This is a genomic window from Kitasatospora sp. NBC_00374 (assembly GCF_041434935.1).
Lineage (GTDB): Bacteria > Actinomycetota > Actinomycetes > Streptomycetales > Streptomycetaceae > Kitasatospora.
In genome coordinates, this window is the sequence record NZ_CP107964.1 from 224,180 (window position 1) to 239,470 (window position 15,291).

A 15,291-nucleotide genomic window follows, 5' to 3' on the forward strand; every position below is an offset into this window, starting at 1 on the left:
CTCCGTCGTCCGGGAGCGCGGCCCACACGGTCGAGCGGGCTCAGTAGTGGACGCGCCGGCTGCCGGAGGTCGCCCGGTAGCGGATGCTCCAGTGGTCGCGTCGCACGTAGGTCCGCTGCAGCCAGCGGTCCCGGCCGTCGTAGCGCGCGGTGAACTGCGAGCGGGCGTGCAGCCCCTTGCGGTTGTTGATCAAAAGGGCCTGGCCCGGCCGCAGGAACACCTCGTGCGAGACCTCCCGGCACACCGCCTGGAGCACCTCGAGGGCCTGTTCGGCGGCACGGGTCATCGCCCGCACGCCGTTGGCCGACACCGAGATCTCCGGCGCCTCGTCCGGACCGCTGATGATGGCCACCGGGTCGGAGAGCACCTCGGCGCCGCCGGCCACGTCCCGCACGTAGCTGCCGGGGGCGTTGAGCCGAAACAGCGGGCTGCGCAGCACCTCCAGGACCTGCGGGTCCAGGGCCCGGACGATGTCCCGGGCGTCCGCGTAGTAGGTCGCGGCCACGCCCTCGTGATCCGCGCGCACGCAGCTGAGGACCAGGAAGTCGGGGTTGCTGACGTCGTAGCGGCCGATGACGTCGTGGACGATGTCGTTGTGGAAGTTGAGGAAGACGGTGGAGCCCTGGTTGGTCTGGCTCTGGGCGCCGGTGGCGACGGGTATGACGTCGTGCACCAGCTGGCCGTCCTTCTCCGACAGGAAGCCCACGGGCTCGCCGAGCAGGCCGCTGAGCCCGAGCAGGACGCCCTCGGCGGTGTAGGTGGCCTTGTCCGGGCACGGCCTGCCGTCCCGGGGGGTGGGCGGGAGCTCGGCGTCGACCGGCAGGTTGCGGACCAGGCCGACGCCCGGGGCGTCCGGGTGGCGGCCGAAGTCCAGCATCTCCTGGAGGATGTCGACGGGCAGCGAGGCGAAGATCTGGTAGTAGCGCGCCATCGCCCGGTCGATGTCCTTCGTCGGGTCCGACATCGCGGCGAGCTCGCGCCCGATCGCGTCGCGGGCGACGTCCGGGAGGGCGATCTCGGCGAGGGTCCGGGGGCGGACGGCCTGCGGGCCGCGGTGGTCGATCACAGTCATGACGGTTTCTCTCCTGTGGTTGGTTCAGACCGAGGTGAGCCGGCGTGCGGGGGCGGCGATGTCGTCGTGCAGCCGCTGGGCCAGCACGACCGCCTCGTACTCGTCCGGGGCGAGGTGGGTGGTGACCCGGCTGCCGTGCACCTCGCAGACCGGGATGCCCTCGACCCGGGCGGGCGGCAGGTGGTGGCGGCGCTGGAACTCCTCCAGGTCGAGGTAGCCGCCGATGACCGCGACCTGTGGTGCGCCCTCCAGCCGGGTGGTGTCGACACCCTGCGCGTGGAAGGCGGCGTGCGCCAGGTCGGCCTGCGCGTCGTCCTGGTAGCCCAGGACCACCGAGCGGCGGTTCACGATCACCGCCTCGGTGGGTGATCCGACGGCGCTGATGGTGGTTCCGGCCGGGAACGGCGCCCGGTTGTGCCGGCACACGATGGCGATGCCGTGCTGCTGGGCGAGTCTCACCGCGCGCCGGTGCAGGACCTTGGCGCCGTGCAGCGACAGCGCGGTGGCGACCTCGTAGGAGACCGCGGGCAGCAGGCGGGTCCCGGTGACGAGGTTGGGGTCCGCGCTGTAGATGCCGTCGACGTCGGAGTGGATCTCGCACTCGCCGGCGCCGACGACCGCCGCCACCAGGAGCGCCGAGAGGTCGGAGCTGTTCTTGCCGAGCCAGGTCGGGCGGTTGTGGGCGTCGACGGCCTGGCCGCCGGGGATCACCACGACGTCGTGCTCGGCCAGCGCGCCGACCAGCGGGGCCGGATCGACCTCGCGGACGCGGGCCCACATGTACGTGCTGTCCGTCGTCAGCCCCAGCTGGGAGCCGGCGAGCACGGTGGCCCGGCGCCCGGCCCTGTGCAGCGCGGTGGCCAGCAGGTGCGCGCTGACCGTGTCGGCCATGGTCAGCAGGCCGGCCACACTGGGGTCCGCGGGGTGGGGGTTGACCTGCTGGAGGCGCTCGCGCAGCCGTTCGGTCTCGCCGGGCATGGCGCTGACGACGACGGCCAGGGGGCGGCGCTCCGCGGCGATCCGCTCCGACAGGGCCCGCGCCAGGTCCGCGTAGGCCTCCGGCGAGCGGAAGCTGGAGCCGCCGAACTTCAGGACGGCGGGTGGGTTGCTCACAGCACACCCCTCTCGGTCAGGGCCTCGGCGATCTGGATGGCGTTCAGGGCGGCGCCTATGCGCACGTTGTCGGCCACGATCCAGAGCCAGAAGCCGCGCGGGTTCTGCGGGGAGACCCGGATACGGCCGACGTGGACGTGGTCGGGGTGGCCCGCGGTGCGGGGCGTCGGGAAGGCGCCCACGGTGACCTCGTCGTGGACGGTGACCTCGGACAGGGCCGCCAGACGCCGGACGATCTCCTCGCGGTCGACCGGGTTGTGGCACTCGATCCAGGCCGCCTCGGAGTGCCCGTTGACGACCGGGACCCGCACGCAGGTGGTGGTGACGTCCAGGTGCGGCAGGCCGAGGATCTTGCGGGACTCCTGGAGCATCTTCTGCTCCTCGAAGGTGAACCCGTTGTCCAGCAGGCGGTCGATGCTGGGCACGACGTTGAACGCGAGGGACGGTGTGAACTCCTCGTCGGGTCCCATCGCCTCGTGGTCCTCGAGGCTGATCCGGCTGGCCTCGTAGAGTTCGGCGACTCCCGAGTGCCCCCGCCCGGAGGCGGCCTGATAGGTGCTCACCACCGCCTGGCGGATGCCCCAGCGCTCCTCGATCGTCTGCAGCAGGCGGACCAGCGGGATGGTGGAGCAGTTGGGGTTGGCGATCACGCCGCTGGCCGGACGGCGGTCCAGCTCGTGGGCGTTGACCTGCGGCACGACCAGCGGAGTGTCGGGGTCCATACGGAAGGCACTGGTGTTGTCGATGACCAGGGCGCCCTGGGCGACGGCGGTGGGCACCCACTTCTCGCTGACGGACCCCCCGGCCGAGAAGAAGGCGACATCGGTGTCGGAGAAGTCGAAGCCGTCGAGGTCGTGGACCCGGTGGGAGCGGCCGTCGACGGTCATCTCCCGGCCCGCGGACCTGGCCGACGCGACCAGGCTGATCCCGCGGTACCGGAAGCCGCGTTCCTCGATGAGCCGGATCAGGGTGTTCCCGACGGCGCCGGTGGCGCCGACGAGGGTGATGCGCGGGGCGGAGGGATCGCTCACGAGGGTCATCGGTTCTCTCCAACGGTGACGGTCTGCTGGGCGGCCGCGGTCGCGGTCGCGGTGGGGGCAGGAGTGGCGGTGGCGGTGGCGGTGGGGGTGGCGGTGGGGGCGGGGGTGCGGCGCGGGCCGATCCGCCAGCCGAGGTTGATGCCCAGGCTGGCGCCGACGATCAGCGGGATGCCCAGGGCCTGGAGCAGGGTGACGTGGTGTCCGTAGACGGCCCAGTCGCAGAGCATCGCCACGGCCGGGTAGACGAAGGCGAGGACCGCGATCTTGGGGGTGGGCAGCTTCTGGTAGGCGGAGTACATGAGCACGTACATCAGGCAGGTGTGGATCAGACCGAGGCCCACCAGCCAGGCCCAGCCGCTCCCCAGGTGCGAGACCTTGCCCAGATCGGTGAACGGCAGCAGCAGCGGGATGCCGAGGACGACCTGGACGAGCGCGACGAGGTGGGGGCGCACGCCGGTGACGCGCTTGGTGATGACGGTGGCGAAGGCGTAGAACACCGCGGCGAGCAGCGCCTGTCCGAGGCCGACCAGGTAGCCGCTGTCGCCGCTGAGGTCCGAGACGGTGACGCCGGCGACCAGGATCAGGCCGACGAAGGCGACACCGAGCCAGCCGAACTTGGCGGCGGTGATCCTGTCGCGGAACAGCAGCGCTCCCAGCAGGACCACGTAGAACGGCTGGGTGTGGTAGACGACGGTGGCCACCGAGATGGAGGTGCTCTCGTAGGACGAGAAGAGGAAGGCCCAGTTGAAGACGATGAACACCCCGCCCAGGGCGGTCAGGCCGAGCTTCTTCGCGGTGAAGCCGTGGTTGGTGAAGAAGCCCCGGGCCAGGCAGTAGAGCCCCAGACCGACCGCTCCGAACACGCAGCGGAAGAAGACGATGTTGAAGGGGGAGGCTCCGGACTCGACCACGAAGATGCCGATGGTGCCCGAGAGGACCATGGCAAGGGTGAGTTCGATCGCGCCTGCCGTCTCCTTGGCACGCGACTTCAATGATGAGGACATGTCACTCTCCTTGTGGGGCGAGGCCCCGGCGGGATCTCGGTGCGGGGGTGGATCGGGTGGATCGGGTGGATCGGGTGGATCGGGTGGATCGGGTGGATCGGGTCAGTGCAGGGGCGGCGCGTAGTGCAGGCCGCCGCGGGTCCACAGCTCGTTGAGGCCCCTCGGCACGTCCAGGCCCGACGCGGGACCGAGGTTGCGGGCGTAGACGTCGCCGTAGGTGCCGACGGCGGCCAGGACGCGAGCGGCCCAGTCCTCGTCCAGGCCGAGGGCCGGCCCGTGGCGGCCCGCCGAACGGGCGGCGGCGGCCAGGGCGTTCGCCCGGTCCTGCCCCGCGGCCTCGTCCGCGGCGTGCTCGGCGGCGGTCAGAAACCGCAGCACCCACCGGCACAGCCGGTACCAGGCCGCGTCACCGTCGCCGACCGCCATCGCCATCGGCTCCCGGGAGATGGCCGTCTCGAGGATGACGTGCGCCGCGGGGTCCGGCAGGGCCGCGCGCTCGCCGGCCAGCGCGACCCGGTCCAGCACGTAGGCCGCGCACTCGCCCCGCGCGTAGGCCGCCAGCGCCTCGCCCGGCGTCGGATAGGCGACGGGCTCGACGGCCAGTGCGCGCGGGCCGAACCAGCCGGCCAGGTTCGCCGCGCTGGTCGTACCGGCCTGCACGGCCAGGCGGCGGCCCGCCAGCTGCTCCGCGGTGGTGATGCCGTCGGCGGCCCGGACCAGGAAGCCCTCGCCGTCGTAGCAGGTCACGCCGGCGAACAGCACCGGGTGGCCGGCCTCGCGGCCGAGCGTCCAGGTGAGGTTGCAGGCCACCAGGTCCGCCTCGCCGGCGACCAGCCGCTCCAGACGCTGCGCCGGGTCGGTGGGCAGCCACGTGACCGCCGCGGCGTCGCCGAGGGCGGCCGCCGCCACGGCGCGGACCACGTCCGCGTCCATGCCGCTCCAGTGGCCGTCCGCGCCCCGCAGCGACAGGCCGCGGATGCCGCGGCTGACCACCGCCCGCAGCGTGCCGGCCGACCGGATCCGCCGCAGGGTGGAGCCGGCGGAGCCGGTCGAGCCGGCGGCCGTCGTGGTGGCGCTCATCGAATACCCCTCGGGTGTGAGCCGACCAGCTGTTCGCGGTCGAAGCGGCGCTCGTTGAAGCCGAGCATGTCGATCAGTCCACGGGCGGTGACCGCCCGCTCCCCGGCGCCGTCGGCGGGCACCGCCACCGGCATGCCGCCGCTCTCGGACCAGCGCAGCCGGCCGCGCGCGTCGATGCGGGCCCGGGACCGGTTGGCGTTGTCCTGGTGCAGGCAGTACGGAACGTCGAGGTGCCCTCGGGCGAAAGCCCGCACCAGGGCGCTGCCGACGTCGTCGCCGAAGCGCAAGGTGCTGGTGATGAGGGTGCGGGCCTCCTCGTAGAGGCCGGTGTCCGACGGGCGCACGTGCGGCGCCCGGGTGGACTCGTCCCGGGCGACGGCCGCGGCGAACTCCAGGGCGTCCACGTTCTCCGCGACGGTGGGGATCCGGTGGGCCTCGGCCGGGGTCTTGACGATGAGCCGCTCGGTGCCGCTGCGCACCGCCAGCCGGGCACTGTCCTCCAGGATCCGAAACGCCCCCACCGGGGTCCGGGGGAAGACGCCCATGTAGGTGTAGAGGACGACGTGCCAGTCGGCGTCGCCCAGCCATTCGCCGGCCAGCGCCCGCAGGGCGGCCAGCGCCTCCAGGTCCTGCGCGGGGTCGGTCTGCTGGGCGTAGCTGACGGAGATGCTCCGCAGGCCGTGCTCGCGGAAGAACATGCCCTCCAGGACGCTGAGTGCCACCAGCAGGCTCGGTGGGCACAGCTGTCCGAGCATGCAGCCGCCGAAGCTCTCCAGGTGGATCGGCTCGGCGAGGTCGGCGAGCAGCCTGCAGCACTCGGACCAGGCCGATACCGCCTGGGACAGCGGGACGCGGCTGTAGGGGAGGCAGTAGGAGACGGGGCCGCCCTCGGTCGCGTCGGCGCCGGCGGCGGCCAGGGCCGCGAAGAGCTCCTGTGGCTGGGCGGAGCCGTGTCGGATCTGGACCGGGAACCGTTCGCCGGCCACCTGGGCGAGCATCTCCCGGACCCGCTCGGGGCCGTGGGCCACGACCGGGAAGCCGTTGAGGTCGTCGCCCTTGGCCAGCGCGCGCCGGGCCGATTCGTGGTCGTTGACCCGGGTGTAGCTGTCCACGGTGATGGTGCCGACGGTGGCGCCCCGGGCCTGGCGGACCGCCTGGAGTCCGGCGCGCATTCTCGGCATCTCGCCGAATCCCATGCGCGGCTGCACGACCAGGTGGCCGGCGTCGCGCGCGTTGCCGACGAAGCGGGAGAACCGTCCGTGCGGGCCCCGCCTGGGGAGGGTGGCGGCGGTCCTCGGTGCGACGGTCATCGGTGCGGCGGTCATCGGTGCGGCGGTCTCTGCGTCGCCGATCACTTCCGGGCTCCGTTCCGTGCGCCGACGAGTTCGGGCTGCCGGTTGGTGGGTTCGGGCTGCCGGCCGGTGAGGGCGGGCTGCCCGTTGGTGGGTTCGGGCTGTCGGTTGGTGAGGGCGGGCTGCCGGTTGGTGGGTTCGGGCTGCCGGTTGGTCAGGGCGGGCTGCTTCGCCGGTTCCAGGGAGGCGAGGAACTCCTCGAACCGGCCGAGGCCGGCGTCGGACTCGAATGCGGCGTCGAATCCGCTGGTGACGAGTTCGTCGACGTATTTGGCGTTCCCGGCGCCCTTGACTCCGAGCTTTCCGCCGATGACGACGCGCAGGCCCACGAGGTCCGGGTCTTCGCGGATCTTGCGGATCAGCCGGAGTCCGTCCAGGTGGCCGTGGCCGTTCACGGTGCTGATGACCAGGACGTCGGGTCGGATGCGGCGGCACTCGTCGATGATCAGCTCGTCGGGCACGCAGGCTCCGAGATTGATGACGTCGCCGCCCTGCTCCTCCAGGAGGAGTTGCAGGAAGACCAAATTCCACATGTGCGCGTCGGACGAGACGCTGGATACGACAAACCGCTTGGGGCGGGCCAGAGTTATCGAAGTCATCGGGTGGATCCCTCTTCTGCGGGAGGCGGTGAGAACGACGCTACGGTCCTGAGCTGCAGGTCGTCCACGTCCCAGCAGGGCGTCTGGCCGATGCCGCCGATCGGCGGGGCCGATGGGCCGGCGCGCGGCGGGGCCGATGGGCCGTCAGGCGCCGGCGCCGCGTGCGACCAGCGGACGAGGGGCGCCGTGCGCCCGGTGCTGGGGGCGGGCAGCGGGGTGGTGGCCGTGCAGCACCCGCTGGATGAGCAGGACGGCCTCCAGGCGGTTGCGCAGGCCGAGTTTGGTCAGGGCGTGCGACACGTGACTCTTGACCGTGGCCGGGGAGACCCTGAGGGCCCCGGCGGTCTCCGCCGTGGACAGCCCGTCGGACAGCAGCGCGAGGACCTCGCGCTCCCGGTCGGTGAGGGCGCCCAACAGGTGTTCCGGGGACGGGCCGCCGCCGGCGCGGGCGGCCGCGGCCCGGCCGGCCGACGGACGCGGGGCGCGCGCGTACAGCCCGAGCAGCTCCGGGGACAGCACCGTGTGGTCGTGCGCCACGGTGTGGACCGCCGCGGCCAGTCCCTCGATCCGGGCGTCCTTCACGAGGCAGCCGGCGGCGCCGGCGGCGAAGGCGCCGTCCAGCCGCTGCCGGGTCCAGTCGACGCCGATCATCAGGATTCGGATGCCCCGGGCGGCGAGTTCACGGACGGTGCGGGTGAGGTCCTCCTGCGGCCCGACCGCCAGCACGGCCACGTCGACCTGGGCCAGCGGCCACTCCTGCCACGGGCTGCGGGTGTCCACGCAGACGACGCCGGCGAGCCGCCCGCTTCTGTCGAGCACCCGGCCCAGGACGTGCCTGGAGACCGGGTCGTGGTCGGCGAGCAGGACGCGCGGCGCCGGCTCGGCCAGCTCACCGTCGGCGAGCCAGACGTCCTTCGGTGCGCGGATACGCGGCATAGTTCTTTCCCCTCAACGCGTGGAACGCGGGCCTGGGCCTTCCATGACGTTTCTTCATATAGTCCAGAATCCGATACATATCTTCTTGTATCGTGGACACGGGCGGTAAGTTAAGCACAGTCAGAACCACGGCGTGCAGGGCGTGTTGGGAACGGCGTCCGGATACGGACCCGCGGTGACGCCCCGGATCCCGCAGGGCCCTCGGCCTTCGGGAGAACGGCACGACCCAGGTCGCCGGCAGCCCCCGCACCCCAGGTCGCCGGCGCTGTTCACCGGCCCCGCCACGGCGCCACGAAACGCCTCCCCGGCCGCCCCCGCGCGGAGCGGCCGTCCGCGCATCACACCACCGGCAACCTCGTCACCAGGGAGTAGGAACCGCATGGGCAGGACACTCGCGCAGAAAGTGTGGGACGCACACGTCGTACGGAGCGGCAGCGCCGGCGAGGACCTCCTCTACATCGACCTGCAGCTGCTCCACGAGGTGAACACCCCCCAGGCGTTCGACGCCCTGCGCGCGGCCGGCCGCACCGTCCGCAGGCCCGACCTCACCCTCGGCACCGAGGACCACAACACCCCGACGCTCGCCATCGACAAGGTCATCCGGGACCCGGCCGGACGCCGCCAGGCGGCCCTCATGCGCGAGAACTGCGCACAGTTCGGCATCCCGCTGCACCGGCTCGGCGACCCCGACCAGGGCATCGTCCACGTCATCGCCCCCGAGCTCGGCCTCACCCGACCCGGCATGACCATCGTCTGCTGCGACTCGCACACCACCACCCTCGGCGCCTTCGGGGCACTCGCCTTCGGCATCGGCGCCAGCCAGGTCGAACACGTCCTGGCGACCCAGACACTCCCGATGCGCCGGCTCAAGGACATGGCCGTCACCGTCACCGGCCGCCTGCCCGACGGCGTCACCGCCAAGGACCTCGTCCTCGCGCTCATCGCCGAGGTCGGCACCGCCGGCGGCCAGGGCCACATCATCGAATACCGGGGCGAGGCCGTCACCGCGCTGTCCATGGAAGCCCGAATGACCCTGTGCAACATGTCCGTCGAAGCGGGCTCCCGAGCCGGCATGGTCGCCGCCGACGACACCACCCTCGCCTACCTGCGCGCCCGACCCGGCATGCCCCGAGGCGAACACTGGGACACCGAGACCGCCCACTGGCGCGGCCTGCGCACCGACGACGACGCGGTCTTCGACACCGAGGTCGAGCTGGACGCCGGCCGGCTTCGCCCCTACGTCTCCTGGGGAACCAACCCCGCCCAGAGCGTCCCCCTCGACGGCCGCGTCCCCTCCCCCGCCGACTTCCACGACCCCGAGGAACGCGCCGCCGCCGAACGCGCCCTGCACTACGTCGGCCTGCGCCCCGGCACCGCGATGCGCGACGTCCCCATCGACACCGTCTTCCTCGGCTCCTGCACCAACGGCCGCATCGAGGACCTGCGCGCCGCCGCCGACGTCCTGCGCGGCCGCCGCGTCGCCGACGGCACCACCATGCTGATCGTCCCCGGCTCCGCCCAAGTCCGCAGGCAGGCCGTCACCGAAGGCCTCGACCGGATCTTCACCGACGCCGGCGCGGACTTCCGCGCCGCCGCAGGCTGCTCCATGTGCGCCGCACTCAACGAAGACCGCCTCGGCCCCGGACAGCGAGCCGCCTCCACCAACAACCGCAACTTCGAAGGCAGGCAGGGCAAGGGCTCCCGAACGCACATCGTGTCCCCGCCGGTCGCCGCCGCCACCGCCGTCGCCGGCCACCTCGCCGCCCCCACCGATCTGTGAGGTCCACACCCATGGAGAAGTTCACCGTCCACACCGGCACAGCCGCCCCCCTCAAGCGCAGCAACGTCGACACCGACCAGATCATCCCGGCCCGCTTCTGCGTCCACTCCACCCGCACCGGACACGCCGCCTCACTCTTCGCCGACTGGCGCGAGGACCCCACCTTCGTCCTGAACCGGCCCGAACACCACCAAGCGACCATCCTGGTCGCCGGCAACGACTTCGGCACCGGCTCCTCACGCGAATACGCCGTCTGGGCCCTCCAGGACCACGGCTTCCGAGCCGTCGTCGCCCCCCGCTTCGGAGACATCTTCCGCGGCAACGCCCTGATGAACGGCCTCCTCACCGTCACCGCACCACCCCACGTCGTCGAAACGCTCTGGAACCTCATCGACGCCGACCCCACCACCCCCCTCACCGTCGACCTGCACCACCGGCAACTGCGCTGCGAAGACCTCGTCCACCCCATCGACATCGACGACGACACCCGCACCCGACTCCTGCAAGGACTCGACCCCATCGCCGCCACCCTGCAACACGCACCGGACATCACCGCCTACGAACACCACCGCCGCCCCGCCCTCCCCCACACCCACTGACACCGAACCCCACACCCCACAGCCACCCCCACCACCCCACCGCGCGGACCGTCGGCCACGGCATCCACGACAACCCATCACCCCGCCAACACCCCAGCCCCGCCAGCGAACCGGCACCCCGGCAACCCGGCAACCCGGCAACCCCCCGGCGAACCGGGCCAGGACACCGGCCCGACCGGCCGCCGCACACCACCGGCCCCTTCCACCACCACCCGAGAACCCATCCCCACGGTGGAGCCGTCCTCGCGGCGACCGCGGAACACCAGGATGTCCACACACCCCCGACGGCCGTCAGGCCGCAGGGCCTCATCGAGCTTGCTCCCCACAGGGGTTCGGACCCGCGCACCGAAACGAGCGCCGGGAACCGAAGGACAGCGGCCGGGCGGCGCGGCGGGCAGCCGATGTGCCGGGCGCGGATGGCGGCGGCGCGGGTCTCGACGGCGCCGTGCCATGGCGGGCCCGGGACAGCGGCGGCAGGCGGCAGGCGGCAGGCGGCAGGCGGCAGGCGGGCGGGGCACGGCGGCGGGCCGGCCCTCGCGGACGGTCGGGATCCGCCGGGGACGCAACATTTCCCGCGCCCGGTCCCGTGTAGAAGTCGACGCGGGGCACCACCGTCGCGCGGGCAACTCGGCACGGACGACGGAACAAGGGGGCCGGGCACGGATGTCGCCGGAGCGCGAGAGGTTGTTCGAACAGTTCGCCGCCGCCCGGTACGGGGCGCTGCGCCGCACCGCGTACCTGCTGTGCGGCGACTGGCACCTGGCGGAGGACCTGGTGCAGTCGACCCTGATCAAGGTGTACGCGCGCTGGCCGCGGCTGCGCGACCCGGACACCGCCGGGGGCTACGCCCGCACCACGCTGGTGCGCACCTTCGTGGACGGGCGACGGCGCCGCTCGGCCGGCGAGGTGGCCAGCGCCGAGCCCCCGGAGACGGCCGCGGTGGGCGCCGACCCGGACCGGCGGCTGGCACTGCTGGCGGCGCTGGCCCGGGTGTCACCGGGCTACCGGGCGGTGCTGGTGCTGCGCTACTGGGAGGACCTGAGCGTCGAGGAGTGCGCCGCGATCCTCGACCGGAGCAGCGGCACGGTGCGGTCGGACGCCCACCGCGGTCTGGCGCAGCTGCGGACGATCCTCGGCGACTCGGTGCACGAGATCGCCGGCACGTGAACAAGCCGGCAGATGCGCGGCACGGCAGGTGCACGGCGCGGCAGGTGCACGGCGCGGCGGATGGGCGACACGGCCGATCGGCGGCACGACAGGTGGGCGAGCGGGTGTACGGGCGAGGCCGGGGACGCGGAGCGAGAGGGAGGAAGCGGGCATGACGCACGGTGGAGAGGACCCCGACCGGCGGATGGCGGCGGAGGTGTTCCGGGCGGTGCTGGAGCAGCCGGAGCCGGAGCCGCCCGCGGTGCTGGCGGCGGTGCGGGCCGGCGGGCGGCGGCTGCGGGCCCGGCGGCGGCTCACGCTCGGCGCGGCGGTACTGACGGCGGTACCGGTGCTGACGCTCACGGCGGCGCTGGCCGTAGCGGGGCCGGCGGGGACGCCACGGCTGCGGGACCTGGTGGGGCTCGACCCGGCCGGGGGCCGGCCCTCGACGGCGCAGCCGTCGAGCTACGGGATGGACCAACTGGACGCGGTGCACGAGCGGCTGCGCTCCGCCCTGGCCGCCCACCTGCCGGCCGGGTACACCGGGGTGCTGGACGGCGGCGGCCCGACCACCTTCCGGCTGGTCCGCGCCGACGGCGGGTTCACGGCGGTGGCGACGATCATGGGCGATCCGCTGGCACCGGGCAGCCGCGCGCCCTCACCGTGCGAACCACGGGCCGGCCGGCCGGTCTACGCGAGCGACTGCGTGTCCCGGACCCTGCCGGACGGCTCGACCGGCTGGCTGTACCGGACCACCTCCTACCCGGGCACCCAGTTCACCCTCGTCACCCCACAGGGCCGAATCGCCGGACTGGGAACCCTCCCCACAGCCACCCCACCCCAGGGAGAAGGCGGCGAGCCACAGGAGTCCAGGGCGATGACGCCCGAGGACCTGGACGCCCTGGTCCGCGACCCGCAGGTGCTCGCCGCACTGGAAGCCGTCCCACTGGACGCACCGGGATGACACAGCGCACCGAGGCCACGCACCGGGATTGCGCACCGGACCCGGAACACGGCCCCACCAACGGCAACGACCACAGAGCCCGGGCCCGGAACACGGCCCCACCAACGGCAACGACCACAAGGCCCGGGCCCGGAACACGGCCCCACCAACGGCAACGACCACAAGGCCCGGGCCCGGAACACGGCCCCACCAACGGCAACGACCACAAGGCCCGGGCCCGGAACACGGCCCCACCAACGGCAACGACCACAAGGCCCGGGCCCGGAACACGGCCCCACCAACGGCAACGACCACAAGGCCCGGGCCCGGAACACGGCCCCACCAACGGCAACGACCACAGGGCCCGGGCCCGGAACACGGGGCACACCGTCACCGAACAGGCCGCCCACACACCCGCACCGAAACCCGGCCGGCAGCCCGACCGGTGGTGACGGCCACAGAAGCCGGGCCCGGAACACGGGGCACACCGTCACCGAACAGGCCGCCCACACACCCGCACCGAAACCCCGCCGGCGGCCCGACCCTGATTCGGGCCCGGACCACCGGCACGCGCACCACCACTCCGCACCGGGCCTCAGGCCCGGGCCCCGGGCCCGGGCCACAGGTCCGAGATCCCGGTCGGCGCCGACCGGACACGGCGACCGACAGGCACCGCCGGTACTCCTCACCGCACCCGAGCTACCGGGCCGGAAAACGACACCGGGAAACGACCCAGCAGCGCACACACCAGCCCTGCACCACACGCGAACCGGCGAAAGACCAGCCGACGGGCGCCGAGACGGGGCGACGCGCCCCAACGCTCCGAAACCCCGTCCCGTCCACACCCGCACACAACGGGTCACACCGCACTCCCCCAACAGATCCACCGATCTCCCGGCCCGCCAGAACGACCCCTGCCCGGCCAGCCGCCGCGACCGGCCGACCCGCGACCGCCCTCCGACCGCCCCTCCGCCGCTCCCAGCCGCCCTCGCTGACAGACCGTCGCACGGGAACCCACCCCACACCGCGCGAGCCACCCCCGACCCGGAGCGCACCAAGACCCGCAGGCGATCAGCCATCCAGCGCAAACCGTTCCCCCGCGCGTCCGCGACAGCACCTGTGGAGTGGCCGAGCACCCGCAACCGGGAGGTAGTGGAGACAGGCACCACCACCCTCGCCCAAGGAGCAGCGCATGCCCCGAACCCGCCAGGCAGCCGCCCTCACGGCCGCGATGCTCACCGCCACCCTGAGCAGCTGCGCCAGCGAGTGGCGCCCACTGCCCCCCTCGGCGCCCAGCCCCACCCACGCCGTCCCCACACCGCAGCCCACCGGCGGGCACGCCACCGTGCCCGCAGGGCTCCCCGCGCCGGTCCCGGCCGCACCCGGCACGACCGTCACGGTGGGCAACTCCGGCCCGCTCGGCCCGGTCCTCACCGACGCCCAGGGCCACACGCTCTACGTCTTCGAAGCCGACACCATCGCCATGTCGACCTGCTACCAGGCCTGCGCCACCGCACTGCCCCCGCTGACCACCACGTCCGCCCCGATCGCCGGCCAGGGCGCCACCCAAGGCCTGCTCGGCACCACCATCCGCGCCGACAAGACGATCCAGGTCCTCTACGACGGCCACCCGCTGTACCTGTGCGCCGACGACAAGACCGCCGGGCAGGCCTCCGGCCACCGACTCACCCGCTTCGGCGGCACCTGGCACGCCGCCGACCCGGGCGGCCACCCGATCAAGACCCCAGCCCCCAGCACCGACACCCACCAGCACAACCCCACGAACAACACAGCAGATTCCCCCCAAAGCACCACCCCGGACACCACCCCCGACGCGAACACACACAACACTCCCGGCACCACCGGCCCCACCACCCACGACACCACCGGCCACACACCGGACACCACCCACAGCACCGGCCCCACACCGGACTCCACCAACGACAGCACCACCCACGACACCACCAACCCCACGCCGGACACCACCCACAGCACCGGCCCCACACCGGACACCACCAACGACAGCACCGGCCACACACCGGACTCCACCAACGACAGCACCAACCCCACGCCGGACACCACCCCGAGCACCACGCCGGACACCACCCCCCAGAGCGCCCAAACCGAAAACACACACGACAGCACCGACAACACCCCCGACACCACCACCCACGACACCGCCAACCCTGCGCCGGACACCACCCCGAACACCACCCCGAACACCGCCGACGCAACCCCGCAGAGCACTCAAGCCCCGAACACACACGACAGCACCGACAACACCCCCGACACCACCACCCACGACACCACCGCCCCTACACCGGACACCGCCGACAGCACCCCCGACACCACCACAGACGCCAGCACGGACACCACCGGCAACACCTCCAGCACAACCGACACCACCCCGGATACCCCCTCCAGCGGCACCAACTGAGCACCCACCACCCGCCCCCACCGAACCCGAACCACCAAACCACCAAACCGCCGACAGCGACCCGGTTCCAATCCCAGCGGCCACAGTCCCCACCCGTCACAGCGCACCACGACGTCACCAGGAACAACCCAGACGATCAAGGCGCCGGGCGCGGCGGTATCGCGAGCGCACGACGCGGAACACGAGCCGG

General features: G+C 72.9%; 13 protein-coding genes. 5 read left to right on the forward strand and 8 right to left on the reverse strand.

Features of this window, described 5'->3' with window-relative positions:
• Window positions 1-40: 40 nt before the first annotated feature.
• The 8 genes from OG871_RS01055 to OG871_RS01090 all read right to left on the reverse strand — a co-directional run bounded on the left by OG871_RS01055 (window position 41) and on the right by OG871_RS01090 (window position 8,196).
• A complete protein-coding gene (locus OG871_RS01055) occupies window positions 41-1,072 on the reverse strand; it encodes a TauD/TfdA family dioxygenase (RefSeq protein ID WP_371493607.1) in 1,032 nt (343 codons plus the stop codon).
• Between the two features lie 24 nt (window positions 1,073-1,096).
• Window positions 1,097-2,185 (reverse strand): aspartate kinase, encoded by a 1,089-nt coding sequence (locus OG871_RS01060; RefSeq protein WP_371493608.1) that lies wholly within the window; start codon window positions 2,183-2,185, stop codon window positions 1,097-1,099.
• Window positions 2,182-3,225, reverse strand: a complete 1,044-nt coding sequence (locus OG871_RS01065) for an aspartate-semialdehyde dehydrogenase (RefSeq protein ID WP_371493610.1) — start codon at window positions 3,223-3,225, stop codon at window positions 2,182-2,184. Before OG871_RS01065 ends, OG871_RS01060 begins: the two co-directional genes overlap by 4 nt.
• A complete protein-coding gene (locus OG871_RS01070; protein ID WP_371493612.1) occupies window positions 3,222-4,229 on the reverse strand; it encodes a DMT family transporter in 1,008 nt (335 codons plus the stop codon). Before OG871_RS01070 ends, OG871_RS01065 begins: the two co-directional genes overlap by 4 nt.
• Before the next feature lie 102 nt (window positions 4,230-4,331).
• Window positions 4,332-5,309, reverse strand: coding sequence for a transporter substrate-binding domain-containing protein (locus OG871_RS01075; protein WP_371493614.1), 978 nt, complete (start codon window positions 5,307-5,309; stop codon window positions 4,332-4,334).
• Window positions 5,306-6,619, reverse strand: coding sequence for a methylaspartate mutase (locus OG871_RS01080; protein ID WP_371503187.1), 1,314 nt, complete (start codon window positions 6,617-6,619; stop codon window positions 5,306-5,308). The genes OG871_RS01075 and OG871_RS01080 overlap by 4 nt, the downstream gene beginning before the upstream one ends.
• A gap of 41 nt (window positions 6,620-6,660) precedes the next feature.
• Entirely contained in the window at window positions 6,661-7,260 is a 600-nt protein-coding gene (locus OG871_RS01085; protein ID WP_371493615.1) for a cobalamin B12-binding domain-containing protein, read from the reverse strand.
• 144 nt (window positions 7,261-7,404) lie between these two features.
• A complete protein-coding gene (locus OG871_RS01090; protein WP_371493617.1) occupies window positions 7,405-8,196 on the reverse strand; it encodes a LuxR C-terminal-related transcriptional regulator in 792 nt (263 codons plus the stop codon).
• Window positions 8,197-8,575: 379 nt separating this feature from the next.
• On the opposite strand from OG871_RS01090, the gene leuC reads away from it, so the two are divergent.
• The 5 genes from leuC to OG871_RS01115 all read left to right on the forward strand — a co-directional run bounded on the left by leuC (window position 8,576) and on the right by OG871_RS01115 (window position 15,101).
• Window positions 8,576-9,976 (forward strand): 3-isopropylmalate dehydratase large subunit, encoded by a 1,401-nt coding sequence (leuC, locus tag OG871_RS01095; protein ID WP_371493619.1) that lies wholly within the window; start codon window positions 8,576-8,578, stop codon window positions 9,974-9,976.
• An 11-nt stretch (window positions 9,977-9,987) separates the two neighbouring features.
• Complete coding sequence (gene leuD, locus OG871_RS01100) at window positions 9,988-10,575, forward strand: 3-isopropylmalate dehydratase small subunit (RefSeq protein WP_371493620.1); 588 nt, start codon at window positions 9,988-9,990, stop codon at window positions 10,573-10,575.
• A 684-nt stretch (window positions 10,576-11,259) separates the two neighbouring features.
• The gene (locus OG871_RS01105) at window positions 11,260-11,742 is read left to right on the forward strand and encodes a SigE family RNA polymerase sigma factor (RefSeq protein WP_371493622.1); all 483 of its coding nucleotides are present in this window, start codon (window positions 11,260-11,262) and stop codon (window positions 11,740-11,742) included.
• Between the two features lie 151 nt (window positions 11,743-11,893).
• Window positions 11,894-12,685 (forward strand): hypothetical protein, encoded by a 792-nt coding sequence (locus tag OG871_RS01110; RefSeq protein ID WP_371493623.1) that lies wholly within the window; start codon window positions 11,894-11,896, stop codon window positions 12,683-12,685.
• 1,171 nt (window positions 12,686-13,856) lie between these two features.
• Window positions 13,857-15,101, forward strand: a complete 1,245-nt coding sequence (locus OG871_RS01115) for a hypothetical protein (protein WP_371493624.1) — start codon at window positions 13,857-13,859, stop codon at window positions 15,099-15,101.
• The last annotated feature ends 190 nt before the right edge of the window (window positions 15,102-15,291 follow it).

Excerpts from the sequence above, each read along its gene's own strand:
- OG871_RS01115 (WP_371493624.1), top strand. The coding sequence starts at position 13,857 with ATGCCCCGAACCCGCCAGGCAGCCGCCCTCACGGCCGCGATGCTCACC.
- OG871_RS01080 (WP_371503187.1), bottom strand. The coding sequence starts at position 6,619 with ATGACCGTCGCACCGAGGACCGCCGCCACCCTCCCCAGGCGGGGCCCG.
- OG871_RS01070 (WP_371493612.1), bottom strand. The coding sequence starts at position 4,229 with ATGTCCTCATCATTGAAGTCGCGTGCCAAGGAGACGGCAGGCGCGATC.
- leuD (WP_371493620.1), top strand. The coding sequence starts at position 9,988 with ATGGAGAAGTTCACCGTCCACACCGGCACAGCCGCCCCCCTCAAGCGC.
- OG871_RS01110 (WP_371493623.1), top strand. The coding sequence starts at position 11,894 with ATGACGCACGGTGGAGAGGACCCCGACCGGCGGATGGCGGCGGAGGTG.
- leuC (WP_371493619.1), top strand. The coding sequence starts at position 8,576 with ATGGGCAGGACACTCGCGCAGAAAGTGTGGGACGCACACGTCGTACGG.
- OG871_RS01090 (WP_371493617.1), bottom strand. The coding sequence starts at position 8,196 with ATGCCGCGTATCCGCGCACCGAAGGACGTCTGGCTCGCCGACGGTGAG.
- OG871_RS01065 (WP_371493610.1), bottom strand. The coding sequence starts at position 3,225 with ATGACCCTCGTGAGCGATCCCTCCGCCCCGCGCATCACCCTCGTCGGC.
- OG871_RS01075 (WP_371493614.1), bottom strand. The coding sequence starts at position 5,309 with ATGAGCGCCACCACGACGGCCGCCGGCTCGACCGGCTCCGCCGGCTCC.
- OG871_RS01055 (WP_371493607.1), bottom strand. The coding sequence starts at position 1,072 with ATGACTGTGATCGACCACCGCGGCCCGCAGGCCGTCCGCCCCCGGACC.
- OG871_RS01085 (WP_371493615.1), bottom strand. The coding sequence starts at position 7,260 with ATGACTTCGATAACTCTGGCCCGCCCCAAGCGGTTTGTCGTATCCAGC.